Consider the following 21,812-nt stretch of genomic DNA (forward strand, 5'->3'; position numbering starts at 1 on the left):
GTCTTTGCCCCCGCGAGCGGGTGTCCGAAGGACGGGGCGAGACCCGTGGCTCGACCCAGGCAGGGGTGGCGGCAGCCGGATGAGGGGCATTTGGGTCGCGATTTCAGAGGCTTGACGCGAGGATCCACGCCGCATCCATCAGCAGCGGGCATGGATCCTCGGCTCAAGGCCGAGGATGACGGAGGGTGGGGTGGCGTCCCACCGCTAAACCAACGAGATCACCCCGCATCACCCCCGCCGCCGCTCCGCCCCCGCCGCGATCGTCTGCACCAGCTCATCTACCTCCCGTGCCAGCCGCTCCAGCGGCAGGCCGACGAAGCGGCCTTCGAGGCTGATGCTGACGACGCCGTGCACGGCGCCGAAGAGGGTGCGGGCGCGGATGGCGCGGTCTTCGGGGGGCATGTCGGGTTGCAGTTCGGCCAGCGGTTCGGCGATCACGTCCATCAGGAAGAGGTGCTCGTTAAGATGCCATTGCGGCGTCGGGCTGCTTTCCGGCGGGGAGTGTTCGAACAGCGCCTTCCAGAGGTTCCGGTGTTCGACGGCGAAGCTTAGGTATCCCTGCGCCAGGTTGCGCAGCCGGTCGGTCGGCGGCCGGTCCTTGGTTTTATCAAGGGTGAGCCTCGCCTCCAGCGCCTTCAGCGTCGCGGAGTTGACGTGGATGACGAGCTCGGCGAGGTCGGAAAACACCGTGTAGAGGCCGCCGAGCGCGCAGCCGGCATCCTGGGTGATGTCGCGGGCTCGGAGATTTGCCAGCCCGTCTCTGGCGATCCGCTCGCGCGCCGCCTCGATCAGCCGGGCCTTCAGGTCTTCGCGTTTTTCTTCTCGTCTGCCGGCCATTCACCATTCCACTTCGATTTTTTTGAACGTTGTTCAAAATTTGTCTTGAACGACGTTCATGATTCTGCCATAACACCTCTCGTGAACAACGTTCATAAACCGGAGGAAGGAAATGTTCAAACTGATTTCCATTTTGTTGCGGGGCAGGGCGCATGATGCCGAGCAGGCTTTCGCCGACTGCCACGCCGTGCCGCTGCTTTCCCAGCAGATCCGCGATGCCGCCCAATCGATCCAGTCGGCCCGCCGCAGTGTCGCGGTTGCCATCGCCCAGAACGAACAGGAGAAGGGGCAGCATGCAACGATCGTTGCCCGCATCGCCGATCTCGAAATCCGCGCCTCCGCCGCATTGGCGAAGGGCAATGAGGGCCTGGCCCGCGAGGCGGCCGAGGCGATCGCCTATCTCGAAGCCGAGCGCGATGCGTCGGAAAAGGCGCAAGCCCAGTTCACCCAAGCGATCGACAAGCTGAAGGGCATCGTCCGCGCCTCCGAGGCGCGGCTGCAGGAGCTGCAGCGCGGCGAGCGGCTGGCGCGCGCCACGCAGGAGGCGCAGAAGCTCGATGTTGTCGTCGCCGGTCCGGGCTTTGCCACGCTCGACGATGCCGAAGAGACCCTGGCGCGCCTTCGCCTGCGCCAGAGCCAGAATGAGCTGACGGCCGCCGCCCTGAAGGACATGGAAGGCGCCATCCGCCCGGCCGGCATTATCGAGAAGCTTGCCAATGCCGGCTTCGGCGCGCCGCTGCGCTCATCCGCCGATGATGTGCTGGCGCGGCTGAAGAGCCGCATCACGCCTGCTGCCTGAAATTGCATCCATCCAACCATCCATCCATCGAACCATAGGGACCACTGATATGAACGACAGTTTCCAGAAACATTCCGCAAGCTGGGTCAGCTTCTCCTACATCTCCTTCGGCTCTGCCGCCTTCATGCTGGCGCTTGGCCTCTACATGATGCCGCTCGATCTCTGGGGCAAAGGCTATCTCGCCATGGGCATTCTGATGCTGGTGCAGACCACGGTGAATATCACCAAGACGCTGCGCGACAATGCCGAATCCGAGAAGCTGATCCGCAAGGTCGAGGATGCCCGCACCGAGAAACTCCTGGTCAAGTTCAATCGTAACGATGAAGATTGATCTTGGTTAACCACAGCGCAGAGTTGTTACCGCATTCAACTTTTGCGTAACAACTCTGTGGCCTTCTCTGCCAGTCGAAAGAGGGACCCGCCGTGCAACACAATCTGATGACCTCCAGGAAATTCGCGCCGCTGTTCTGGACCCAGTTCCTGACGGCCTTCAACGATAATTTCCTCAAGAACACCCTGGTGTTCCTCATTCTCTTCAAGATGTCGGCCAGTGAAGGTGCCGCCCTGGTGACGCTTGCCGGCGTCATCCTCATCGTGCCCTTCCTGCTGCTCTCCGCACTTGGCGGCGAACTCGCCGACAAGCACGACAAGGCGAAAATTGCCGAGCTGTTGAAACGCTGCGAGATCGCGGTCGCTGCCCTGGCAGTCGTCGGTCTTGCCTTTTCGTCCATCTTTGTGCTGATGGCGGCCCTTTTCGGCTTCGGCGTCGTCTCGGCGCTGTTCGGGCCGATCAAATACGGCATCCTGCCCGATCATCTCGAGCGCCGCGATCTGCCGAAGGCCAATGCCTGGATCGAGGGCGGCACCTTCATCGCCATCCTCGCCGGCACGATCATCGCCGCCTTCGCCTTCTCGGGCGGTGACAATGTGCTGATTTTCGGCACGATGATGATGGGGCTTTCGGTGATCTGCTGGCTGGCCAGCCGGATGATCCCGCCCACCGGCTCCAAGGCGCCGGATCTTCAGATCGACCGCAATGTCATCCGCTCCAGCTACACCCTCGTCATGGAAATCCGCGCCGATAAACGCCTGTGGCGTTCGGCGCTGATGAATTGCTGGTTCTGGCTGGTCGGCGCCTTCGTTCTTTCCATCCTGCCGACCATGGTCACCGAGCTGCTCGGCGGCTCCGAGCTCGTCGTGCCGGCCTATCTCACCGTCTTTGCCATCGCCGTCGCTGTCGGCTCCGCCATTGCCGCCTGGATGTCTTCCGGCCGCATCGTGCTGCTGCCGGCCCCTGTCGGCACGGCGCTGCTCGGCCTCTTCAGCCTCGATCTCGCCTGGAACCTCTGGGGCTTGGCTTCGGTGAGCCATGCAACGACGATCGCCACCTTCTTCGCTGGCCAGAATACCATCCGCGTCGCCATCGATCTCGCCGGCATGGCGATCTCGGGCGCCTTCATCGCCGTGCCGACCTTTGCCGCGCTGCAGACCTGGGCGCATGAGGACCGCCGTGCCCGCGTCATCGGCGCCGCCAATGTGCTGTCTGCCCTGTTCATCACCGTCGGCCTCGGCCTCGTTGCCGCCGTCCAGGCGCTCGGCGCTTCCATTCCTCAGATCCTGATCGGCCTCGGCATCATCAATTTTGCCGTCGCCTGGCTGATGTTGAAGACGCTGCCGACCAATCCCTTCCGCGATTTCATCTCGATCCTGTTCCGCGCCTTCATGCGCCTCGAGGTCGAGGGTCTTGAGAATATCAAGAAGGCCGGCCGCGCGCCGATCATCGCGCTCAACCATGTCAGCCTGCTCGATGGCGCCCTGGCGCTTGCCATCACCGAGGAAGAGCCCACCTTTGCCGTCGATTACAAGATCGCCCAGGCCTGGTGGGTGCGGCCCTTCCTGAAGATGTGCAAATTCCTGCCGCTTGACCCCACAAAGCCGATGGCGACGCGTTCGCTGATCAAGGTGGTGCAGGACGGCAACCCGATCGGCATCTTCCCCGAGGGCCGCCTGACGGTGACCGGCACGCTGATGAAGGTCTATGATGGCGCCGCCATGGTCGCCGACAAGACCGGCTCGATGGTCGTGCCGGTGAAGATCGATGGGCTGGAGAAGAGCTATCTCTCCTATCTCGACAACGGCAAGATCCGCCGCCGGCTGTTCCCCAAGGTCAAGGTCACCATTCTCGAGCCGGTAAAACTGGAAGTGCCGCCGGAGCTGAAAGGCCGCAAGCGCCGCACGGCGGCGGGTGCCGCCCTCTATCAGGTCATGTCGAACCTGCTGTTCCAGACCGCCGATACCTCGTCGACCGTGCTTGACCGCGTCATTCAGGCCGGCCACGAATTCGGCATGAAAAAGCTTGCCGTCGAAGATCCGGTCACCGGCCGGCTGACCTATGGCAAGCTGCTGACCGGGGCTGCCGTGCTCGGCGCCAAATTCCGCGCCCGCTTCCCTGAAACCAATCTCGGCGTCATGCTGCCGAATGCCAATGGTGCGGCCGCCACGCTTCTCGGCGTGATGAGCGCGGGCAAGGTGCCGGCGATGCTGAACTTCACCGCGGGTGCCGCCAATATCCTCTCCGCCTGCAAGGCCGCCGAAGTCAGGCATGTGCTGACCTCGCGCGCCTTCGTCACCCAGGCGAAACTCGGTCCGGTGATCGAGGAGATGGAAAAGCAGGTGACGATCGTCTGGCTCGATGATCTCCGGGCCGAAATCTCATTCAAGGACAAGATCCTTGGGCTTCTCCGCAAGGCGCGGCCGCTGGTGAAGCGCCAGCCGGATGATCCGGCCGTCATCCTCTTCACCTCGGGCTCCGAGGGCACGCCGAAGGGCGTGGTGCTGACCCACCGCAACATCCTGTCGAATGCCGCCCAGGCGGCCGCCCGCATCGATTTCCACAGCGGCGACAAGGTGTTCAATATCCTGCCGGTCTTCCACTCCTTCGGGCTGACGGCCGGCACCGTGCTGCCGCTGATTTCGGGCGTGCCTGTTTATTTCTATCCGTCGCCGCTGCATTACCGCATCGTGCCGGAACTGATCTATGCCTCCAACGCCACGATCATCTTCGGCACCGATACCTTCCTTAATGGCTATTCGAGGACGGCGCATCCTTATGATTTCCGCTCGATCCGCTATATCTTCTCCGGCGCCGAGCCGGTGAAGGCCGCAACCCGCCAGACCTATATGGAAAAATTCGGCCTGCGCATCCTGGAAGGTTACGGCGTCACCGAGACCGCGCCTGTCATTTCGATCAACACGCCGATGTACAACAAGTCAGGCACCGTCGGCAAAATCCTGCCGGGCATGGAATGGAAGCTCGAACCGGTGCCCGGCATCGAAGAGGGCGGCCGGCTGCATGTGCGCGGCGCCAATGTCATGGCCGGCTATCTGCGGGCCGAAAAGCCCGGCGTGCTCGAGCCGCTGATCGACGGCTGGCACGACACCGGCGACATCGTCACCATCGACGAGGACGGCTTCGTCAAGATCCGCGGCCGCGCCAAACGCTTCGCCAAGATCGCCGGCGAAATGATCTCGCTCGCCGCCGTCGAGACGCTCGCCGCCGAACTCTGGCCGGGCGCGCTGTCGGTCGTCTCCTCGCTGCCCGACGCCAAGAAGGGCGAGCGGCTGGTGCTCCTGACCGACGCCCCCACCGCCACCCGCGCCGAATTCCTCGCCTTCGCCAAATCCAAGGGCGCCATGGACATGATGGTGCCGGCCGAGGTCAATATCGGCAAGGTGCCGGTACTCGGCTCGGGCAAGGTCGATTTCGTCGCGGCGCGGAAGCTGGCGGAAGCTGCGGTGCAGGGGGAACAGGCGGCGTGAGCGGGGTCACTTCCTTGCAGGGTTGCCCCTCACCCTAACCCTCTCCCCGTTCTGACGGGGAGAGGGGACGTGCCCTGCGAGAGGTTGGAGGGGAACGGAGAGGTCGCGGCATGGTCCCTTCGCCCCGCAGGCGGGGAGAAGGTGGCGGCAGCCGGATGAGGGGCTGCCCCCCGGCACAAACCAGAAAGCAGCCGCCCCCGCCGAGACGTCGTCAGCAGCATAACAGGCGGCACCGCGCCGCCTGTCTTCGCGTTCGGACAAACCGTCCGTTACTTCTGTTCGGGCGCCAAAAACTCTGCGCAATAGGACGGACCGTCGACGCCCGGGATATCGGCGACGGTGCGGATGTCGCGGATGGTGTAATCGGAGCTGGTGGTGATTTCGGCCTGGCAGCGCAGATAGGCGGTGCGAGCGGACGCGATCTGCTTGCCGCGCTTGCCATCGGCGCCTTCGGCATATTTCGCCGGAATGCGCACGGTCTTGTAGCCGCCGCGCCAGGTATAGACAGTGGTCGAGCCTTGCTCGCTGTCGCTGATCGGCGGGCCGTAGGCGGCAAAGAAGACGCCGGCCGATTTGCCGACCCAGCGGGCCTCGATCGGATTGCCGGCGGAAGGAATGGTCGTGCATCCGGCAAGCGCAATGGCAAGCCCGGCCGCGGTCATGGTGCGGAAATTCATCGTGTCGTCCCTGATCTCTAGCGCATTGGTTACGAAGCCGCCCTCGTGAGCGTTTTCGCCTGTCCTGTCTGCCCTTTAGCGTGGAACCCGGCAAAAGAAAATTGCCCCTTTGAGACTTCCGTTCGATTTGCGGCAGGTGTGGCTTTTTGCTGCAGCCGCCGACCTCCCGACCTGTCACAACCCCGTCAAAATTTCCGCCGGCTTTTTGGAATTTGGTGCTTGTGCAACCAGATAGGCTGTTCTATAGAAGCGCCGCTGGTCACGGAGTGTAGCGCAGTCTGGTAGCGCACCACGTTCGGGACGTGGGGGTCGAGTGTTCGAATCACTCCACTCCGACCAGCTAGAAACCCCGCTCCGGCGGGGTTTTTCGTTTGTGTCGCTGCTATGTCGATTTTTGCCCGGCAACGATTGATCATCTCTTGCGACCAGCTCTCCCCGTAGTGAACGAAGTTGACGATGTCTGTGCGATGGTCCGACGCCTGTTTGATGGAGACCTTTAATCCACGACAAGGTCGATGAATTGGCTCCTGGGCTGTCGCTCCACCATATCGGCGGACATACGATGCTTAGTTCGTGGGCAAAGAGGTGCCGATCGCCGTAACGCAGTGATCGCTATTTCGGCGGCCCTTTTCGGTGGATCGCCGACCCCGAACTGATCGTCAGAGGCCGGCAAGATAGTGAGCCATGGCAGCGATGTCGTCGGCCGACAAATTGCGCACCAAGGCCGTCATGCGGGGCATGTTCGGGCGCTTGTTATCGTGAAAGTCGGAGAGGGTTTTGATCAGGTAGTCCAGCTTCTGATTTGCGACGCGCGGAGTGTTGGCGTATCCGACGAAACCCTCCCGGTGGCACGAGGTGCACTTCTTCTCGACGTCGAGCGCTTGGAAGCGGGTAATGCTCGCTGCGTCGGCCGGCACGCGGTAGGCGGGCCAGGGCAGTGCGGAGAAGTAGGCCGCAAGCGCCTTCATGTCGTCTTCGGAAAGATTCTTCGCGATCCGGCCCATGAGGTCGTCGGTGCGCGCTCCATTGCGATATTCCTGCAAAGCTATCAGCAAAGAGGACTCGTGCTGGCCGGCGATGATCGGCGTGTTCTTAACAGTCGGCAGACCTTTCCTACCGTGACACATCTGGCAAAGCTTGGCCTTTTGGGAGATTGCCGCCAGCGGTGGCGCAGCATTGTTCTGAGCTCCAGCCGGCAGCGGACCGAGGGCCACGAGAGCGGCGATGACGAACGGAGCGAGCGCGCTGCTGCAGGGCATGCGAGGCCTCCAGATCGGGGCTTGTGATGCTGATCTTATCAGGAGATGCAACCATTGGCGAGCGGACCCCCGTCGCCTCCTCCGACCATGGCTGCGTTTTTATGAGTTCACGCCCTAGTTGACTTGGAGTCTTGTGGTGTTTGCTACATAAGTCCGGGCTTTTTTGGGGACATGACCAGCCGCAAAAGTCTGAATATATGGGAGGTCCACCAACGAAAGGCTGGACCGTGACCTTGCTCCAACTCGCCTATCTCATGATTGCCTTATCCTACGTCGTCGCCGTCATCGCGCTGGCGGGCGGGCATTGACTCGCTGCCATGGCGCCACACCCCAAATTGCGAATTTTGCGGACGTGAAAATTTTGCTGCCGCGCCGGTCTATCCGCCCAGGTCGGCGACGGCCGGGTGGGGCCATCGAATGGAACCAACTCCGGCCAGCGCCGTTGTATGCGAGGGAGTCCCACCATGAGCAACGCCCGTCAGGCGCAAGATGGTGATGGTCCTCCCAGGAGAACGCACATGGATCTCACAACCCTTCTCATCATCGTTGTGATACTTCTTTTGCTAGGCGGCGGCGGCTGGTACGGCCGGGGACGCTGGTATTAAAAGACGATCGACGTGGCACGCAACACTGGGTTGACGAGCGCTCCGGCTAACTGAGCGCGGCGGGACGGCGCATTGGCATTGCCGTCCTCTCAGTGTCTTCATCATCCAACTGCCGTTCCGATCTTGGTTGCCCATCTTCCAAACGCGGTTCGGTTGCGGTACGGCAATGATTGGCAACGATTGGGTGGAACAGAGCGTGTTTTGGCGTCACGTTCGAACGCGAAAAAGCCCGGCAATGCAGACTTTTGAGATTATTCTTGTTGTTTGGGACGTGGGGGTCGAGTGTTTCGAATCACTCCACTCCGACCAGCTGTAACCCTCGGTCATCATTCCCGAAATCAGGGTTGCCAATGTTTCCCGAAATTCTAAGCTGACGAAAAATGACGGCAACGATCATTCCGACCGGAACGCGGCGGGAAAATCGACAGCGACGTCAAGCGGCTGGAAATGCCGCAGGTTTTCCGTAATGACGGTGAGGTCGTAGGCGCGTGCGGTCGCCGCGATGATGAGATCGCCAAGGCCGGGATGACGGCCGTGGCTTTCGGCTTCATCTTCCAGAACGCCGACGATGCGCGCGACAACGGTATCCATCGGCAATATCCGATCCCCGAAACTTTCGGTGACGAAATCCAGCCATGCCGAAAGGCGCTTTGCCCGCTCGATCCCGCCACGACGGTGAAGGCTCCGCATTCCCTTCTCGATCTCCGCGACTGACAGAGCCGACAGAAACAGGCTATCGGCTTCGCCCTGCTCATGAAACCATGCCCGCACCGGATCGGACGCCGGCGCCTTGCCCGGCGCGAGCTTCGAGATGATGTTCGTATCGAGAAGATAGGCGGTCACAGATCGATATCGCGCATTTTCGAAGGGTTCCGCTCCAGTTCGACCCCACCGGGAAACGTCAACAGGAAATCCCCGAAATTCGGCCGTGGCTTCTTCAAAGCCCTTTTCGCCGCCTCGGCCGCTTCGACGGACACAAGCACGGCAGCGGGCTTTCCGTGCCGCGTGATCGTCACGAATTCCCCGTTTGCCGCTTCATCCACCAGACCGGCGAAACCGGCCTTTGCCTCTGCCACGCTGATTGTCGACATTGCGGTTCTCTATTTTAAATGACCATATATGGTCAAAATAGACATTGGCGCCGACGAAATCAAGAGGAGGATTTTCCAAGGGTGCATGGGGTCGTATGAATCAAGTTCGATGCATTGCGCTTTAGAACCGGCCGAAAGCCCATCCTTCCTCCGGTTATAATTTTTCTGCAGAAGAGTTATAACGGAGGTGCGGCTGAACGGGAGCGGTGCATTGGCATCGCATGAATCGAGTGCGATGGCCCGCACTTTCGAATCAACCGGAACGAGTCCCGAAGTGATTCGTTGAGTCGCGTGTCCAGTGTGAGGGGGCGGCGCCATGAGCAGGCGACGAAGGTTCAAGCCGGTGAAGATCACCATCAATGGCAAGGTGAGGACGGTCTATAATGTCGTGCAGGCCGGCAACACTTTGCTGAATGACTGGCCCGAGCAGACGGCGGCCGCCAAGGTGGCCGAACGGCTTGTGCTTGATGTGTTCAATGATGCCGCCGGGCCCGAGCAGGTGCGACGGGCATTCATTACTGCGGCGAAGGCGAGCGACATCAAGTTCAGCTCTTGACCGGCGGTGTTTGGCAAAAGCCCAGGCTCACTTCCATGACACATGCTCCTGGTTTCGCAGATTCCGGGTTTTGAACTGCGTCTCCATCCAGGCGGCCGTAACAATGGCCGCGAGGAAGCCGAAGGCGAGGCAGGTGATTGCCTGGGTCCGCCACGAGACGAAGGTGACCGGCGCCGGGGTGACGGGCTTTTTTGCGCATTCGCCGGGCGGGCAGGCGCAGCCGGAAAAGGCCTTGATCAGGCAGTCGCTCATGCTGGACCGCCTTTCACCGTGTCGATGGCGGCGAGGATCTTCCGGTGAAGCGGGCAGCCGTGATCGGCGCTGCCATCGAAAAAGCGTTCGGCCTCCACCAGCGCCGTCAGGAGATCGGGTGCCCCGGCCGTGAAGCGGGCTTTGGCGCGGGTCTTTTCGGCTGTCCCGGCGCGTCGGGCGACAGGAAGGGGAGGGCTCTCGGTTAAACCAGCTGTCAGGTTGGCGGCAGACATCTCCGTTCTCCTCAGGCGTAAAGCTGATCGGTATCGGTGATGCCCATGATCTCGCGGGCATAGCGGTAATGCTCCTCGACGGAAGCCGCAGCGCCGCGCAGCCAGGACGGGCCGCGGATCGAATGTTCGGGACGGCGGAGGAACGCAAAGCCGAGGGCGCCCATGCGCTGGGCCTCGATCGCCATATAGGCGCGGCAGTCGCCCATCGTGCGCGCCGCATTCCAGCGGGCGTCCCGCCTGCTTTCCTCGGTCTCGATATTGCGGATGTGCTGCATCGCCTGTCCTCTCGCGCCTCTGATCGGTCTGTGAGAGAAAGGTATGTATCATACCCGATTGCGTCAACGGTAAAAGGTATAAAAAATACCTCAGTGATTGACGAGGTACGAATCATAGGTCTATGTCTGTCGCCAGTGATTGGGCGACCGGGTGCAACTCCCGAGCTGACGAAGCCCAGCGGCGCGGGAAGCGAAAGTCCTTAAGTGTGCTGTCAGAAAATCAGGACGAGGGCGAAGCGAATGGCCCCTCTGGCACGTGTCCCATCCCGGCTCCGGCCTTCAGGACTTGGCCAATGCTCTCCCGGCTTCATGGGCTTTGCTCATGGGGTAGGGGGAAGCTTTGGCCGGAACCCTCCCTCACCAGCCTTCAGGAACCTTCTCCTCCTAAGCTGAAGAGAGAGGATAGAGAACTGAAGTTGGAGTATGAAGCTAAGAGAAAAAAAGGCCGGCGATGCGCATGAAATCGAAATCACTGACGAGGTGATCGAGGCGGATCTGGATGCGGTCGCCGAATACTACGATCCATGGGAGAAGAAGCTGCCGAAGGAGATGTTCCCCGCGGCGATCCGTTCCATCCTGGTGGCGGTGTCGAGAGTGATGCGCGAACGGCATCCGGAGCTTCCGCAATTTGTGGCTTCAGAGGACGAATCGTCCCGATATTCCTCGTGATCCCAGCTGGAGGCTCGGCGAGCTTCGGAGCGAAATCCTACAGGCCGTACATCTCTCGTGCGGCGCTATACGCCAGGAGTAACACCGCTATCGTGACGATATAGAACCAGATTCGGCCAGAGCGTGAGGAAGGGCGTATCATCCTGTTTTCCCTATTGAAATATGATTGATTCGCGGCATCAATTCCGAGCCCCCTACATCTCGATGATCGATCGGCGGACGCGGCCGACGATGGTGACGGCGCCCTGGAATTCCGGTGGCGGCACGTCCTCGTAGGAAGCGGGCTGGAAGGGCGGGTCGTCGTTCGGGCGATAGCGCTTGTAGGTTGCGGCCCCGGTTTCGTCGGCGACGACATAGAGCGCGTTCGGCGCCAGGCGCTTGTCGCGCAGATTGACGAAGATGATCGAGCCCGGCGGCGAGATCTTGTTCATCGAATTGCCTTCGACCTCGAGCGCGATCCATTCGCCATCGGGCAGATCGAGGGCGGCGACCGTCGGGAATTCCGAAAAATCGGTGATCGGCGCCTGCTCGCTCAACTGGCCGGCGCTGACCCAGGAGATCTTCGGCACGTCGGCGACGGAGGCGGGCAGCTCATCCGGATCGAGCGCGTTGCCTGTGCCGAACTGCAGCCAGTTGAGATTGACCTTGAAAGCGCGGGCATATTTCTTCGCATCGGCAATGCCGAAGCCGTTGCGGCCGGATTCATGCGCCTTGTAGACATTCGCATTCCAGCCGAACCGATCGACGATCGCCTTCGGCCCGGCAAAGCCGGCATTCTTCCTGGCCATGACGAGGCGCTTTGCGCGTTCTTCGCGTTCAAATTGTTCCTGATCTTTCAACATGATATAAAAAATACCCTAAATTAAGGTACATGTCATGCCCCAATGTGCTTGACATCTAGGGTATTAATTGTACCCTAATCGCCATGACACACACCGACATCATCAACAACGGCCCAGCCTTGGAATGGGGAGACGGCGCCATGAGGTTCACCATCTCAAGCGAAGAGCGGCTCGCCATGGACGTCATGCCGACCGGCGTCGTCATTCACCGGCCGCAAGGGCCAAGGGGAGGGCGCATGTCTGCGATATCAGTTCGCAACGAGGATATCCCCTTCCTCGCCAAGGCCCTGCAGCAGGTGCTGAACGCCAACCGGGAGGTGGAGTCGATATGACCATCACCACCGCAACAGCCGCCCGCTATACCGGCTGCCCGAACTGCGGCAAGGCGCTGTCGATTGCCGAGGTGATCGAGCGCCACTGCGAGAATTGCAGCCGGCCGACGAGCCCGAAAGAGATGCGGGAGATTTTCCCCGGCGCTCAGCCGATCACCAACCCCGATAGCCCAGCCCCTCCCTGACGGCTATCGGTGGCTGGCGTCGTCGCCCTCCCTCGGCGACGCCAGCATCCCCGGGCGCGCTTGCGCCCGAGACCCAGGCGGCGGCCTGGCAGACGACCGGAGCCCTTGCTTCCAGAGCCGGCTCCGGTCGTCATCGATGAATTTGAAATCAAGCACGGGACGAGCCACCCGCTTCGGCGGGAACGGCGAGCCGCGTTCGAAATCGGAGAGAAAGATCATGCGATGAGCATCCAGGCCGAGGCCGCGCTAGCGCAGCAAAGCACTCACATGACCGCGCTCGAACTCTTCCGCGCCGGCCGGGACTACATCGAAATATCAGCCATCCTCGGCACGTCGGTGCCCTCTGTGGAGACCGAGATCCACCGGCTCCGAAGCGCCGAAAAGGGCGACACCGCCCAAGAGGACCATGCCGGCGGAGAGATCAGGCGGTTTCCCCGCCGCACCGCCAGGCCCGGTGCCCCGGTCAATTTTGCCGGCGGGCGACGGCGGCTGCGGATTTGAAGAGGCCATCTCAAGCGGGAAAGGAACATCGCATGGGCAAGGACACAGCGAGCCAGGAGATCATGGAGATCCTCCGCCCGGTGCTGGGGGAGGAGCTCGCGGCAGCGATCATCGAGCACCGCAAGCGCACGCTGAAGAAGCCGCTGACGGCTTATGCCGCCAGGATGCAGGCGAGGGAATATCTGCTGACCGGCGACCCGGTCGGCGCCGCCGAGATGCAGATCTTCCGCGGCTGGCAGGCGATCAAATGCGACTGGTACCTCAAGGAAAAGGCGAGGGAAGCCGGGTCGATCAACAGCAGTACGAGAAGGACGACAGTCGATGCCGCAAGAGATTTCCTCTCCGGTGAAGATCATAGCTGGGATGCTTTCGGGTTTCCCGGCATCCGCAGGCACTGATCCCGACATGCAGATCCGCGCCTATCTCGTCGCGATCGAGGGCATCCCGCTGGAGGCTGTCTGGCAGGCCGCCAAACTCTTCATATCCGGAAAGGTGAGGGATCATAACCGCGCCTTCGCCCCGAGCTCAGCCAGTTTTGCCGAGCAATGCCGCAATCAGCAGGCGGCGATCGAGGCGGAAAGCCGCCCGCGCATGGAGGCAGAGCCCGAGACCCCGCAGCCGAAAGTGCCGGCCTACAAGATGCAGCTGCTGCGCGACGCCGCCAATGGCAGCCGCAGCGCCAAGCGGGAGCTGGCAAAAATGTTCCCCGACAACCCGATCATTGCAAGGGCCGCACGATACGAGGAGGCACTGAGATGACCATCACCTTTTGGACGGAAGACAAGATCGTCAAGGCGGAAAAGCTCTGGAGGGAAGGGCTGTCGGCGAGAGAAATCGCCAATCTGTTCGGCTCGAAGAAGAACACCGTCATCAACATGGCGCACCGCAACCGCGACAGGTTCCCCTCCAGGCAGGACACCTGGCATCCGCAGCCGAAGGCAGGCCCGCCCGTCCAGCCGATCCGCCACCCCGACCGCGTGACGCGGGTGACCATGTCGGGCGCGCATGTGACGATGCCGCGCGTGCCCTGCATCGATGGGCCTGCAGAGCCATGAGCACCGTCACCCCGCGCGAAACCGAAGTGATCCGCTGGATGGCGGCGGGCAAGACGGCAGCCGAGATCGGCACCATTCTCGGCATCTCGCCGATCACCGTGAATACGCACATCGCCAACGCCAAGATGAAGCTCGGCGTTTTCAAGGAAACGGCGCTGGTCGCCGCGGCACTCAGAAACGGCATCATTCGATAGAAGGACGATCAGCATGGGCGGCAAAGCCACCAAGGTGAAGACAGGACGGGTTAACAAGGGCGCCGGCCGGCCGCGCAAGGAAAATGTCGAGCGTTTTCCCTGCGGCAAGATCAAGCCCTTCGAAACCGAGAAGGACAATATCAGCGTCGCGATATCAGCCCGCCGCCGCATCCACGGCTTCGGCCGGACGGTTGATGACGAGACGGTCAAGAGCCCCTTTGCCGGCTATACCCTCGGCCGCATGTTCCTCGACGGCCTGATCACCGCCGAACAGCGCCAGGCCGGCGACGACTATGCCGAGGCGATCGCCCGCTACCACAAGACCACAGGCATCCCGGCCCCAAGCCCGAGAGCGCAATCGCTCTTTGCCGTCAAAGGCCATGAAGGCGAGCAGACCGAAACCTTCGCCGACCGCGCCCGCAAGGCCAGCAACCGCATGATGGCGCTGCAGGGCATCCTGCTGCGCTGCCCTGATGGCCCGCAGGTCAGGAGCACGGTCTATAATGTGACGGTGATGGACTACGAACATTTGCGCCAGATGCCGCCGCAGCAGTTGCTGTGGCTGCGGCGGGGGTTGACGGCGCTGCGCGGGGCGAGGGGTGGTTGATGGGGGGTAAGGCTCCTCTCGGGTGTCCGGGGCTGCGACCTCTCTCCAGCCTCATCCTGAGGCGCTCCGCAGGGGCCTCGAAGGACGGGGCTGGCCGCCCGCCTGCCTCGATATACCAATGCTGCCATTGGCGTCCAGCCACCCGCCCTCGTCCTTCGAGGCTCCGGCCTTTGGCCTGCGCACCTCAGGATGAGGGCTGGTCGGTGTGCCCTGCCGTTGTGCCCTCTACAACCCCGGCCAGCGCCGGGCAGGCCAAGCGCTGGTCTACATCACCAAGGGGGTCAAAATTGACACACCTAAACACAGGCGATCGGATTGACAGAAGATTAGCGGTTCGCACATACCTGCAGGGCCTGTCTAATAGGGATATTGACGGATCCACCGTGAAATTGACGTTGCTGCAAGTTTTGAGGACATTGTGGGCGCAGGGGAGCAAGTGCCAAACACATGTCGCTCTCAAGGGACATAAGGAAGCAAGACTGTGATATACGAGCTCAGAATTTACGACTGCCTGCCCGGCCGATTGCCCGCGCTGCTCAACCGCTTTGCTGAACATACGCTGGCAATATGGGACAAGCACGGCATCAAGCAGGCGGGTTTCTTCACCACAATCGTGGGCGAAAGCAGCCAGCGTCTCACCTATCTCATCGCCTGGGAATCGCTAGCTGATCGCGAGGTGAAATGGAATGCTTTCACCACTGATCCTGCATGGCTTAAGGCCCGCGACGAGTCAGAGCGCGACGGGCAAATCCTCGCCAATATCTCTAGCCAGCTGTTGTCACCGACCGCCTTTTCGGCAGTAAAGTAAGACACCGCCGATCCCCGCTTGCCGCCAGTCGGAATTCCACCCGATCGGGTCATCCGCGTAAGCGATGAAGAACGGCAGCTCCTAGGATATCGCCAACGCTGCCCGGACGGCCGGAATGGGGCGCTTCGCCGACGGCTCTTCATCACCGTCGGCAAAATCGCTTAGGTCAGATCTCAGTGGCTTCGGAGAGCGAAAGCGCGCCCGCGCCGGAGCTGCCGCCGCGGCTGCTCTTATGGGCGAGCAGGGAGCTTACGGCGGGGCGAGGGCCGGGTGACGCCGGAGCTGCTGGGCCTGACGCTCATCCGCGTGGGCGCTGAACCAGGTCCATCGCATGCTCTTCGATCCAGGCGACCTCAAGGATGCCCTCATCAAGCACACCGCGGCTGGCCAATTCGGTCTCCCATGTTCTCACGAGCGAGTTGGTCCCGACCCGCCGACTACGCAGACTGAGAATACCCCCTGGCGCTGTGGCGCTTCATGTAGGGGCGGTGATGGCTGGATGGGTTTGCCGATCGTAAAGCGCCAACTCCTCGGTGGTTGGCGGCTCGAACAGTTTCGACCACCTAAGCAAGTCCGCCCGCGAGATGTCGAACGTGCCGGCAGGAAGCTCGGCGTTTCGCCGGGAGACCCGGTCCCAAAGCTCATCAAAGGGAACGTCGAGGAAGCAGAGGACGACGCGAGCACCAGCTGCGCGAGCTTCCTGCCGGCAGGTGTCGCGTTCTGCCCGTGACCACACTCCCCAATCCACGACAACGTTGCACTGAAGCCTGATGGCACGCAGAGCGATCTGCCATTGCAGGCTCTCGACTCTCCCTCGGCAGGGACCAGTTTCGGCTTCCGGCGTAGAGATGCCGAGGTAAAGCCTGTGCATCCAATCGTCTCCGGTCAGACGGAGGGCGGATGCTTCATGTTCGATTATCTTGGCGAGCGAGGTCTTCCCCGAACCGGGAAGACCGCAAGTGAGGTAGAGCGTGGGCATTGGAAAATCTCTGATCTTGGCTTGGCAAGTGGAAGCCGCCCCGCGGTGTCGTGCAGGACTGCGCTTCGCTCAAGGCCGCAAGGCGCGGCCAATCAGAGGTGTGTTGCCATAGTCTATCTTGTAGGAGCGCTCTGCTCGGGGGTCAAGACGGAGCGCCTGGGTGAGCTCACAGGTGAGGTCGTCTAACCCACTGGCTGCTTTGTGGTATCTCCAGTCGACCTCATTGACTTCCGCCCGAATTGACTCCTGCCCGAATTCTGGCACCGTTGTCGCGCCATTCAGCGGGGGCAGCGAATGTCATCATCTCACTACACGCATGGATCGAGCGAGGCAGAACAACAGCGGTTGACCGCACTGAACAGGCGGCTCAACGAGCGGTGTATCGATGCCGCGCAGCTCGCCGCCGGTGAACGCGTCGTCGACTTCGGAGCCGGCCTTGGTCAGTACTCGCGGATGATGGCACGGGTCACCGGCATCCCGGTGCTCGGGCTAGAGCGAAGTCCCAAACAGATCGCCGAGGCGTTGCGCCAGGCGGCGGCCGACGACGAGACCGCAATGATCGAGATGAGGCAGGGCGACGTCCTCGATCCACCCCTTCGCGACGACGAACTAGGTCAGTTCGACGTCGCTCACGCTCGCTTCGTCCTTGAGCACATACCCGACCCGCTGCAGGTCGTCCGCAACATGGCGCGCGCGGTGCGGCCGGGTGGCCGTGTGATCCTGTCCGATGACGACTACGACGGTCTGCGGCTATGGCCAGAACCCCCGGGGTTCTCGTCGCTCTGGAACGCTTATCAGCGCACTTATGACAGGCATTGCAACGACCCTATCGTCGGGCGTCGGCTCGTGCAATTGCTTCACCAGGCGGACCTACGTCCTCGCCGTAACACGCTTGTCTTCTTCGGCGGTTGCGCGGGTGATCCCGATTTCGAGGATGTGGTTCGTAACATTGCGAGTATCGTCGACGAAGCGATCGTCGACATCGTGGCGACCGGGCTTTCACGAGACGCCGTTAAGGCAAGTCTCGACACCTTGATCGAGTGGAGCAAGGCGCCAGATTCGGCGGTGTGGTTCGGCATGTCATGGGCGGAAGGGATTCGGCCCCTCTGACGTCGGCAGCCCGCAGATCACGGCAGGGCTCCCGGCCCTTCGTTCGACGGCTCTTCAGCCTCCGCGCCTGGACGATCATCCGCAGGGCGACGCCAATGCGTGGTGTCAGCCCCCCACTGAGGGTGATTACAGCCGTCTGGAAGGCTTCACGAGGCTGAGAATTTCACCATGACACCGCGCTGCCGAAAGTAGGCCTCCATCCGCTTCCTGCCAGAACGGTTATTCTGCACGAGCCTGGCCGGGTCGAATACGGCCTCTTTCAAACCCGCCCGCGTCAACGCTGCCTTGAGGGCCGCGATATGCACGTCGATGTCGGCGTTGTCCGCCTGGAGCGACTCATAAATGCGGTTTGTTGCATCTGCTACGGTCGGTTCGCTCACGATTACACTCCTGTTGTCGTCTGGCTGGCCTGACCGTATTGGGGTGAAACCTGTTCACGTCAATGGGTGACAATGGATTGGAACATTTCGTCCACTTTCGAAGATGAACCACCAGAAGCCGGCTCCCGTACGAGAGCCGACCTCATCGTTGGCGAATGGCTCAGTGCTAGATCTTCAAAAATCGATAGGCGAAGCGATCGGTCTCGCCCTTGATCGAGGGATCGAAGACCTTGATCGAGTGCGAATCGTCCTTGTTCGCGAGCACGGTGCTTTCCGCGTCCAGTACGAAGCCGGCCGCCTCCACCTCCTCGCGAACGGAGGCTGGCTCAATCCGATGCAGCGACTGCGCATCGCTCGTGCCCGCCCCGACGGCGGCGGCGTGGTCGACGATGACGTAGGACCCGCCGGGCTTCAGCCGCTCGTAGACGGCTCGATTGAAGGCGGCGGCCGTCGCGCCCCTGGCCTGGATCAGGGCGGTGTGGAGATCGTGGTAAAACAGATGCAGCCACAGGACATCCGCTGGCCGCGTGACCTCCGGCATCGCCACGAGGTCCGCCGAGACGGCTTCGACGTTCGCTCGGTCCGGTTCCATCGCAAGCGTTCGCATGCGGCCGACCGGATCATTCTTGAAGTGAGCGACTTCGGCCGGCACGAAACTGTAGACCCGTCCGTCGGGTCCCACGATGTCGGAGAAGAGACGGGTCCAGTCGCCGTCGCCCGGGTAAACGTCGATGACGGTGGAGCCCGCATCGACGCGTGCGAACCGGATCAATTCGGATAGCTTGGGTTGGTCGTACATTGGGATCTCCTTTACGGTTGAGCATTCGACGAGCGCGGGCCGCAGTCGGCCAGCGCTACGCCGGCCCGGACGCGTCCATCTGCGCGGCCCCGGACGCGTCCATCTGCGCGGCGCGCGCCAGTGCTTGCGTGTCGACGTATTCCCGGATGTTGGTCAGTCTGCCGTCCCGGACCGTGATGGCGAAGATCCAGTCGTCCTCGAACGTCTTGCTCGTGGCTTTGATCTTTCCCTTCGCGAAGCCGACGACCAGGACCCGGTCTCCTTGCGCCACGAACTCCCGGGGTTGCGTGGACGTTTCTATCGACTTGGACGCCGTCTCCAGCAAATTCGCAAGTCCCGCGTGTCCGCGGTGCGTTCCGGCCAGCGGCCAGTCCTTGCCCGGAATGATCCACTCGATGTCTTCGGCGACCAGCGCCAGCAGAGCCTCCCTGTCACTGCTGCCGATCGCGGCGAAGAAGTCCTTCACGGTCTGGATGTTCTTCTCAATGCTCATGGCATCTTCTCCATTTTCTGCGGATCGGATCGCGCTCGATCCGACCCGGTGCATCGTGTCGCTGCTGATGGGGATGTCGTGTTCGTCAGTCGAACTTGACTACGTCCTTGAAGATCAGCCGGCCCCAACTATGTCCGCGCGCCTGCACAAGCAGTCCGCCTTCAGAAAGCCCGCCAAGTTCGATCGGCGCGAAACCGAGATTTTTCGCCAGCGCGCCAATCTCCGCTGCGGCAGCGTCATCGTCGCTCGCCAGGAACACGACTCTCCTGCCACCCTTTACGGCGGGATCCTGGTCAAGGCTGGCAGCGATCAAATGGTTGAAGCCCTTGACCAGTTTCGCACCGGAAAACGCCTGTGCGATGAACCTGGAAGACGGCTGTCCTTCCAGTTCCTCCGGGGGCACGCCGTAGGCATTGGTCACATCGACGATTGTCTTCCCCTGCCAGGTGGGAAGCGCCTTCGCGACATCCGGGTGCGACTCGAAACGGACAGCCAAAAAGATGATGTCCGCCTTGACGGCTTCCGCCAGTGTTTTGGGAATGATCGTAGGGCCGATCGCAGCTGCGGCGGATGCGAAGCTTTCCGGGTCGCGTGTGGTTGCAACGGAAACTTCGATGCTGTTTCTGGCAAAGGCCTTAGCAAGCGCCTGGCCGATATTGCCGAATCCTATAATTGAGTAGCTCATAGTGCTTCTCCGATCCTGTGTTGACGCTGGGTCAGACCTGCGCCCAACCACCATCGACGGCGAGATCTATACCGGTGATGTAGGAGCTTTCATCGGAGGCGAGGAACGTGAGCGCAGCCGCGATTTCCTCTGGCTTGCCCCTGCGACCCATTGGGATCTGTGCAGCAAACTGGGCGACCGCCTCCTCGGCTTGCTCGGCGGTGAGGCCGGTCGTTGTCGCCAAGGCGGGAGTCTCGATCGCGCCGGGGCTCATCGTATTGACGCGGATATTGCGGTCCTTCAGCTCTTGGGTCCAAGACCGCGAGAAGCTGCGAACAGCCGCCTTGCTTGCTGCGTAGGCGCTGAACGCTGGCAGCCCCATCACATTCGAGACCGAAGAGTTCAGAATGATCGATCCGCCGTCTTTGAAGATGGGAAGGGCCTTCTGCACCGTAAAGAACAGACCCTTCACGTTCACATCGAAGGTCTGGTTAAAATGGGCCTCAGTAGCTGCCGCGAGCGGCGCGACCGTACCTGCGCCGGCGTTTGCGAAGAGAATGTCGATGTGACCATGTTTCTCCTTCACGGTGGCGTAGAGCCGGTCCAGATCTTCCAAGCGCGAGACGTCGCCCACGACTGTTGTCACGTTTTTCCCGATAAGGGCCGCGGCCTCTTGTAGGGCTTTCTCGCGTCGCCCAATGATCACGACCTGCGCACCTTCCTCCACGAAGCGCTTGGCGGTGGCCAATCCGATCCCGCTGCTTCCGCCCGTGATGACTGCTACTTTGCCTTCAAGTTTTTTCATGATGTTCTATCCTTCGTTGTGTTCCTCGGACGCGGGATCGCGCCGGGGTTCAGAGTTGCGCCAGGCCGCCGTCGACGGCGACCTCGCTGGCGGTCATGAAGCTGCTGTCCGACGACGCGAGAAAGGCGGCCACCGCCCCGATCTCCGCCGGATCGGCCATGCGCTGGAGTGGAGTCATCGCGCCGTAGGCCTTCTGGCCTTCCTCACCCAGCGCCTCCTTCGCGAGTTCGGTCGCCGTCGCCCCGGGTGACAGCACGTTGACCCGGATGCCGGTGCCCTTCAGGTCCTCTGCCCAGGTCCGCGCGAGATTGCGTACTGCCGCCTTGCTCGCGCTGTAGGCAGTGAATCCCGGGGCTCCCGTGGTGCCGGCGCTCGATCCGGTCAGGATGATCGAACCACCTGGGCCCATTAGCGGCAGCGCCTTCTGGACCGTGAAGATCGTGCCCTTCACATTGGTGTCGAAGGTCTCGTCGATGTGCTCGGCGGTGATCTGGCCGAGCGGAAGCGGGCTTCCCGCCCCGGCATTGGCAAAGACGATGTCGAGCGTTCCGCGCTCTGCCTTCACCGCGGCGTAGAGGCGATCAAGGTCGGCCTCATCCGAGACCGAGCCCTTCACCGCCCGCGCATTGGGACCGAGGTCCGCCACAGCGGCGTCAAGCGCCTCCTGCCGGCGGCCGAAGATGAAGACGAAGGCGCCCTCGTCGATGAAGCGCTTGGCTGCGGCGCGGCCGATGCCGGTAGCGCCGCCGGTGATCACGGCGGTCTTTCCATTCAGTCTGGTCATGTCATGCATCCTTCGTTTCGCCGTCATACGTTTTCGGCTGTACGGGGAGGTCCCCCGAGAGCTCCGATATGGGTTCGCCGAAGTCGGGCGGTGAGTGCGCAATCACGCACATCGCTGGTGCAAAAACGATCCAGCCGGATGATTAAGTGCCGCAACACTCGCGCACAGTGCGGCTCGGTGTGCTAGAACGGGCTTCGGAAGC

General features: G+C 61.8%; 31 protein-coding genes and 1 tRNA gene. 16 read left to right on the forward strand and 16 right to left on the reverse strand.

All coding sequences use genetic code 11. The features are described 5' to 3' along the window. Positions 1–228: 228 nt before the first annotated feature. Positions 229–837 carry a TetR/AcrR family transcriptional regulator gene (locus tag GR198_RS34100; RefSeq protein ID WP_164070392.1) on the reverse strand — a complete coding sequence of 203 codons (609 nt, stop codon included), beginning with the start codon at positions 835–837 and terminating at the stop codon, positions 229–231. Between the two features lie 112 nt (positions 838–949). On the opposite strand from GR198_RS34100, the gene GR198_RS34105 reads away from it, so the two are divergent. The 3 genes from GR198_RS34105 to GR198_RS34115 all read left to right on the forward strand — a co-directional run bounded on the left by GR198_RS34105 (position 950) and on the right by GR198_RS34115 (position 5,455). After that, positions 950–1,636 (forward strand): PspA/IM30 family protein, encoded by a 687-nt coding sequence (locus GR198_RS34105; RefSeq protein WP_164070393.1) that lies wholly within the window; start codon positions 950–952, stop codon positions 1,634–1,636. Positions 1,637–1,685: 49 nt separating this feature from the next. Then, positions 1,686–1,967 (forward strand): YiaA/YiaB family inner membrane protein, encoded by a 282-nt coding sequence (locus tag GR198_RS34110; RefSeq protein ID WP_003546080.1) that lies wholly within the window; start codon positions 1,686–1,688, stop codon positions 1,965–1,967. 92 nt (positions 1,968–2,059) lie between these two features. Further along, the gene (locus tag GR198_RS34115; RefSeq protein ID WP_164070394.1) at positions 2,060–5,455 is read left to right on the forward strand and encodes an acyl-[ACP]--phospholipid O-acyltransferase; all 3,396 of its coding nucleotides are present in this window, start codon (positions 2,060–2,062) and stop codon (positions 5,453–5,455) included. Positions 5,456–5,724: 269 nt separating this feature from the next. On the opposite strand, the gene GR198_RS34120 is transcribed toward GR198_RS34115, so the two are convergent. Then, positions 5,725–6,132, reverse strand: coding sequence for a hypothetical protein (locus GR198_RS34120; RefSeq protein WP_164070395.1), 408 nt, complete (start codon positions 6,130–6,132; stop codon positions 5,725–5,727). Positions 6,133–6,394: 262 nt separating this feature from the next. On the opposite strand from GR198_RS34120, the gene GR198_RS34125 reads away from it, so the two are divergent. Continuing rightward, a tRNA-Pro gene (locus GR198_RS34125) sits at positions 6,395–6,471 on the forward strand. Positions 6,472–6,791: 320 nt separating this feature from the next. Here the strand turns inward: GR198_RS34125 and GR198_RS34130 are convergent. The 3 genes from GR198_RS34130 to GR198_RS34140 all read right to left on the reverse strand — a co-directional run bounded on the left by GR198_RS34130 (position 6,792) and on the right by GR198_RS34140 (position 9,087). Continuing rightward, positions 6,792–7,391: a c-type cytochrome gene (locus GR198_RS34130; RefSeq protein ID WP_164070396.1), complete on the reverse strand. Its 600-nt coding sequence runs from the start codon at positions 7,389–7,391 to the stop codon at positions 6,792–6,794. A 998-nt stretch (positions 7,392–8,389) separates the two neighbouring features. Continuing rightward, entirely contained in the window at positions 8,390–8,839 is a 450-nt protein-coding gene (locus GR198_RS34135; RefSeq protein WP_164070397.1) for a type II toxin-antitoxin system VapC family toxin, read from the reverse strand. After that, entirely contained in the window at positions 8,836–9,087 is a 252-nt protein-coding gene (locus GR198_RS34140; RefSeq protein WP_003546085.1) for a type II toxin-antitoxin system Phd/YefM family antitoxin, read from the reverse strand. Before GR198_RS34140 ends, GR198_RS34135 begins: the two co-directional genes overlap by 4 nt. Positions 9,088–9,403: 316 nt before the next feature. Between GR198_RS34140 and GR198_RS34145 the strand changes: the two genes are divergently transcribed. Continuing rightward, complete coding sequence (locus tag GR198_RS34145) at positions 9,404–9,643, forward strand: DUF982 domain-containing protein (RefSeq protein WP_130852641.1); 240 nt, start codon at positions 9,404–9,406, stop codon at positions 9,641–9,643. Between the two features lie 27 nt (positions 9,644–9,670). Here the strand turns inward: GR198_RS34145 and GR198_RS34150 are convergent, their stop codons facing one another. From GR198_RS34150 to GR198_RS34160, 3 genes are read right to left on the reverse strand one after another with little or no spacing between them, the layout of a single operon-like run. Then, complete coding sequence (locus GR198_RS34150) at positions 9,671–9,895, reverse strand: hypothetical protein (RefSeq protein ID WP_164055610.1); 225 nt, start codon at positions 9,893–9,895, stop codon at positions 9,671–9,673. After that, positions 9,892–10,128 carry a hypothetical protein gene (locus GR198_RS34155; RefSeq protein WP_164055609.1) on the reverse strand — a complete coding sequence of 79 codons (237 nt, stop codon included), beginning with the start codon at positions 10,126–10,128 and terminating at the stop codon, positions 9,892–9,894. The genes GR198_RS34150 and GR198_RS34155 overlap by 4 nt, the downstream gene beginning before the upstream one ends. A gap of 11 nt (positions 10,129–10,139) precedes the next feature. Next, the gene (locus GR198_RS34160) at positions 10,140–10,403 is read right to left on the reverse strand and encodes a hypothetical protein (RefSeq protein ID WP_164070398.1); all 264 of its coding nucleotides are present in this window, start codon (positions 10,401–10,403) and stop codon (positions 10,140–10,142) included. A gap of 423 nt (positions 10,404–10,826) precedes the next feature. On the opposite strand from GR198_RS34160, the gene GR198_RS34165 reads away from it, so the two are divergent. Continuing rightward, positions 10,827–11,072, forward strand: a complete 246-nt coding sequence (locus GR198_RS34165) for a hypothetical protein (protein ID WP_164070399.1) — start codon at positions 10,827–10,829, stop codon at positions 11,070–11,072. Between the two features lie 194 nt (positions 11,073–11,266). Here the strand turns inward: GR198_RS34165 and GR198_RS34170 are convergent, their stop codons facing one another. Further along, positions 11,267–11,914 carry a S24 family peptidase gene (locus GR198_RS34170; RefSeq protein WP_011650846.1) on the reverse strand — a complete coding sequence of 216 codons (648 nt, stop codon included), beginning with the start codon at positions 11,912–11,914 and terminating at the stop codon, positions 11,267–11,269. A gap of 140 nt (positions 11,915–12,054) precedes the next feature. Between GR198_RS34170 and GR198_RS34175 the strand changes: the two genes are divergently transcribed. The 9 genes from GR198_RS34175 (at position 12,055) to GR198_RS34215 (ending at position 15,596) form a co-directional block, all read left to right on the forward strand. Further along, positions 12,055–12,246 carry a hypothetical protein gene (locus GR198_RS34175; RefSeq protein WP_164070400.1) on the forward strand — a complete coding sequence of 64 codons (192 nt, stop codon included), beginning with the start codon at positions 12,055–12,057 and terminating at the stop codon, positions 12,244–12,246. After that, positions 12,243–12,431, forward strand: a complete 189-nt coding sequence (locus tag GR198_RS34180) for a hypothetical protein (RefSeq protein WP_164070401.1) — start codon at positions 12,243–12,245, stop codon at positions 12,429–12,431. The genes GR198_RS34175 and GR198_RS34180 overlap by 4 nt, the downstream gene beginning before the upstream one ends. Positions 12,432–12,653: 222 nt before the next feature. Continuing rightward, positions 12,654–12,932, forward strand: a complete 279-nt coding sequence (locus GR198_RS34185) for a sigma-70 family RNA polymerase sigma factor (RefSeq protein WP_164070402.1) — start codon at positions 12,654–12,656, stop codon at positions 12,930–12,932. 32 nt (positions 12,933–12,964) lie between these two features. Continuing rightward, the gene (locus GR198_RS34190; RefSeq protein ID WP_164070403.1) at positions 12,965–13,330 is read left to right on the forward strand and encodes a hypothetical protein; all 366 of its coding nucleotides are present in this window, start codon (positions 12,965–12,967) and stop codon (positions 13,328–13,330) included. Then, a complete protein-coding gene (locus GR198_RS34195; RefSeq protein ID WP_164070420.1) occupies positions 13,296–13,691 on the forward strand; it encodes a hypothetical protein in 396 nt (131 codons plus the stop codon). The genes GR198_RS34190 and GR198_RS34195 overlap by 35 nt, the downstream gene beginning before the upstream one ends. After that, positions 13,688–13,987 (forward strand): GcrA family cell cycle regulator, encoded by a 300-nt coding sequence (locus GR198_RS34200; protein ID WP_164070404.1) that lies wholly within the window; start codon positions 13,688–13,690, stop codon positions 13,985–13,987. The genes GR198_RS34195 and GR198_RS34200 overlap by 4 nt, the downstream gene beginning before the upstream one ends. Next, positions 13,984–14,181, forward strand: coding sequence for a response regulator transcription factor (locus tag GR198_RS34205; RefSeq protein WP_164070405.1), 198 nt, complete (start codon positions 13,984–13,986; stop codon positions 14,179–14,181). The genes GR198_RS34200 and GR198_RS34205 overlap by 4 nt, the downstream gene beginning before the upstream one ends. 13 nt (positions 14,182–14,194) lie before the next feature. Beyond that, entirely contained in the window at positions 14,195–14,788 is a 594-nt protein-coding gene (locus GR198_RS34210; RefSeq protein ID WP_164070406.1) for a hypothetical protein, read from the forward strand. 481 nt (positions 14,789–15,269) lie between these two features. Next, entirely contained in the window at positions 15,270–15,596 is a 327-nt protein-coding gene (locus tag GR198_RS34215; protein WP_029872775.1) for an NIPSNAP family protein, read from the forward strand. A gap of 475 nt (positions 15,597–16,071) precedes the next feature. Here GR198_RS34215 and GR198_RS34220 read toward each other — a convergent pair whose 3' ends face one another. After that, a complete protein-coding gene (locus GR198_RS34220; protein ID WP_280806170.1) occupies positions 16,072–16,590 on the reverse strand; it encodes an AAA family ATPase in 519 nt (172 codons plus the stop codon). Positions 16,591–16,920: 330 nt separating this feature from the next. Here GR198_RS34220 and GR198_RS34225 point away from each other — a divergent pair, with 330 nt between their 5' ends. Then, entirely contained in the window at positions 16,921–17,685 is a 765-nt protein-coding gene (locus GR198_RS34225) for a methyltransferase domain-containing protein (RefSeq protein ID WP_080658199.1), read from the forward strand. 146 nt (positions 17,686–17,831) lie between these two features. Here GR198_RS34225 and GR198_RS34230 read toward each other — a convergent pair whose 3' ends face one another. The 6 genes from GR198_RS34230 to GR198_RS34255 form a co-directional block, all read right to left on the reverse strand. Next, a complete protein-coding gene (locus GR198_RS34230; RefSeq protein WP_027685648.1) occupies positions 17,832–18,068 on the reverse strand; it encodes a hypothetical protein in 237 nt (78 codons plus the stop codon). A gap of 163 nt (positions 18,069–18,231) precedes the next feature. Then, positions 18,232–18,864, reverse strand: a complete 633-nt coding sequence (locus GR198_RS34235; RefSeq protein ID WP_164070407.1) for a class I SAM-dependent methyltransferase — start codon at positions 18,862–18,864, stop codon at positions 18,232–18,234. Positions 18,865–18,919: 55 nt separating this feature from the next. Next, positions 18,920–19,357: a nuclear transport factor 2 family protein gene (locus GR198_RS34240; RefSeq protein ID WP_029872778.1), complete on the reverse strand. Its 438-nt coding sequence runs from the start codon at positions 19,355–19,357 to the stop codon at positions 18,920–18,922. An 85-nt stretch (positions 19,358–19,442) separates the two neighbouring features. Continuing rightward, positions 19,443–20,042, reverse strand: a complete 600-nt coding sequence (locus GR198_RS34245) for an NADPH-dependent F420 reductase (protein WP_029872779.1) — start codon at positions 20,040–20,042, stop codon at positions 19,443–19,445. Positions 20,043–20,073: 31 nt separating this feature from the next. Next, positions 20,074–20,826 (reverse strand): SDR family NAD(P)-dependent oxidoreductase, encoded by a 753-nt coding sequence (locus GR198_RS34250; RefSeq protein WP_029872780.1) that lies wholly within the window; start codon positions 20,824–20,826, stop codon positions 20,074–20,076. 49 nt (positions 20,827–20,875) lie between these two features. Then, the gene (locus GR198_RS34255) at positions 20,876–21,610 is read right to left on the reverse strand and encodes an SDR family NAD(P)-dependent oxidoreductase (protein WP_029872781.1); all 735 of its coding nucleotides are present in this window, start codon (positions 21,608–21,610) and stop codon (positions 20,876–20,878) included. Between the last annotated feature and the right edge of the window lie 202 nt (positions 21,611–21,812).

It is taken from the genome of Rhizobium leguminosarum, from assembly GCF_010668065.1.
Taxonomy (GTDB): domain Bacteria; phylum Pseudomonadota; class Alphaproteobacteria; order Rhizobiales; family Rhizobiaceae; genus Rhizobium; species Rhizobium leguminosarum_S.

Bases quoted from the DNA above. Each gene is read 5' to 3' on its own strand.
- GR198_RS34170 (WP_011650846.1), bottom strand. From the start codon at position 11,914: ATGTTGAAAGATCAGGAACAATTTGAACGCGAAGAACGCGCAAAGCGC.
- GR198_RS34250 (WP_029872780.1), bottom strand. From the start codon at position 20,826: ATGAAAAAACTTGAAGGCAAAGTAGCAGTCATCACGGGCGGAAGCAGC.
- GR198_RS34210 (WP_164070406.1), top strand. From the start codon at position 14,195: ATGGGCGGCAAAGCCACCAAGGTGAAGACAGGACGGGTTAACAAGGGC.
- GR198_RS34240 (WP_029872778.1), bottom strand. From the start codon at position 19,357: ATGAGCATTGAGAAGAACATCCAGACCGTGAAGGACTTCTTCGCCGCG.
- GR198_RS34180 (WP_164070401.1), top strand. From the start codon at position 12,243: ATGACCATCACCACCGCAACAGCCGCCCGCTATACCGGCTGCCCGAAC.
- GR198_RS34235 (WP_164070407.1), bottom strand. From the start codon at position 18,864: ATGTACGACCAACCCAAGCTATCCGAATTGATCCGGTTCGCACGCGTC.
- GR198_RS34255 (WP_029872781.1), bottom strand. From the start codon at position 21,610: ATGACCAGACTGAATGGAAAGACCGCCGTGATCACCGGCGGCGCTACC.
- GR198_RS34145 (WP_130852641.1), top strand. From the start codon at position 9,404: ATGAGCAGGCGACGAAGGTTCAAGCCGGTGAAGATCACCATCAATGGC.
- GR198_RS34110 (WP_003546080.1), top strand. From the start codon at position 1,686: ATGAACGACAGTTTCCAGAAACATTCCGCAAGCTGGGTCAGCTTCTCC.
- GR198_RS34120 (WP_164070395.1), bottom strand. From the start codon at position 6,132: ATGAATTTCCGCACCATGACCGCGGCCGGGCTTGCCATTGCGCTTGCC.
- GR198_RS34155 (WP_164055609.1), bottom strand. From the start codon at position 10,128: ATGTCTGCCGCCAACCTGACAGCTGGTTTAACCGAGAGCCCTCCCCTT.
- GR198_RS34150 (WP_164055610.1), bottom strand. From the start codon at position 9,895: ATGAGCGACTGCCTGATCAAGGCCTTTTCCGGCTGCGCCTGCCCGCCC.
- GR198_RS34185 (WP_164070402.1), top strand. From the start codon at position 12,654: ATGAGCATCCAGGCCGAGGCCGCGCTAGCGCAGCAAAGCACTCACATG.
- GR198_RS34105 (WP_164070393.1), top strand. From the start codon at position 950: ATGTTCAAACTGATTTCCATTTTGTTGCGGGGCAGGGCGCATGATGCC.
- GR198_RS34190 (WP_164070403.1), top strand. From the start codon at position 12,965: ATGGGCAAGGACACAGCGAGCCAGGAGATCATGGAGATCCTCCGCCCG.
- GR198_RS34165 (WP_164070399.1), top strand. From the start codon at position 10,827: ATGAAGCTAAGAGAAAAAAAGGCCGGCGATGCGCATGAAATCGAAATC.
- GR198_RS34195 (WP_164070420.1), top strand. From the start codon at position 13,296: ATGCTTTCGGGTTTCCCGGCATCCGCAGGCACTGATCCCGACATGCAG.
- GR198_RS34245 (WP_029872779.1), bottom strand. From the start codon at position 20,042: ATGAGCTACTCAATTATAGGATTCGGCAATATCGGCCAGGCGCTTGCT.
- GR198_RS34130 (WP_164070396.1), bottom strand. From the start codon at position 7,391: ATGCCCTGCAGCAGCGCGCTCGCTCCGTTCGTCATCGCCGCTCTCGTG.
- GR198_RS34160 (WP_164070398.1), bottom strand. From the start codon at position 10,403: ATGCAGCACATCCGCAATATCGAGACCGAGGAAAGCAGGCGGGACGCC.
- GR198_RS34100 (WP_164070392.1), bottom strand. From the start codon at position 837: ATGGCCGGCAGACGAGAAGAAAAACGCGAAGACCTGAAGGCCCGGCTG.
- GR198_RS34175 (WP_164070400.1), top strand. From the start codon at position 12,055: ATGAGGTTCACCATCTCAAGCGAAGAGCGGCTCGCCATGGACGTCATG.
- GR198_RS34200 (WP_164070404.1), top strand. From the start codon at position 13,688: ATGACCATCACCTTTTGGACGGAAGACAAGATCGTCAAGGCGGAAAAG.
- GR198_RS34140 (WP_003546085.1), bottom strand. From the start codon at position 9,087: ATGTCGACAATCAGCGTGGCAGAGGCAAAGGCCGGTTTCGCCGGTCTG.
- GR198_RS34205 (WP_164070405.1), top strand. From the start codon at position 13,984: ATGAGCACCGTCACCCCGCGCGAAACCGAAGTGATCCGCTGGATGGCG.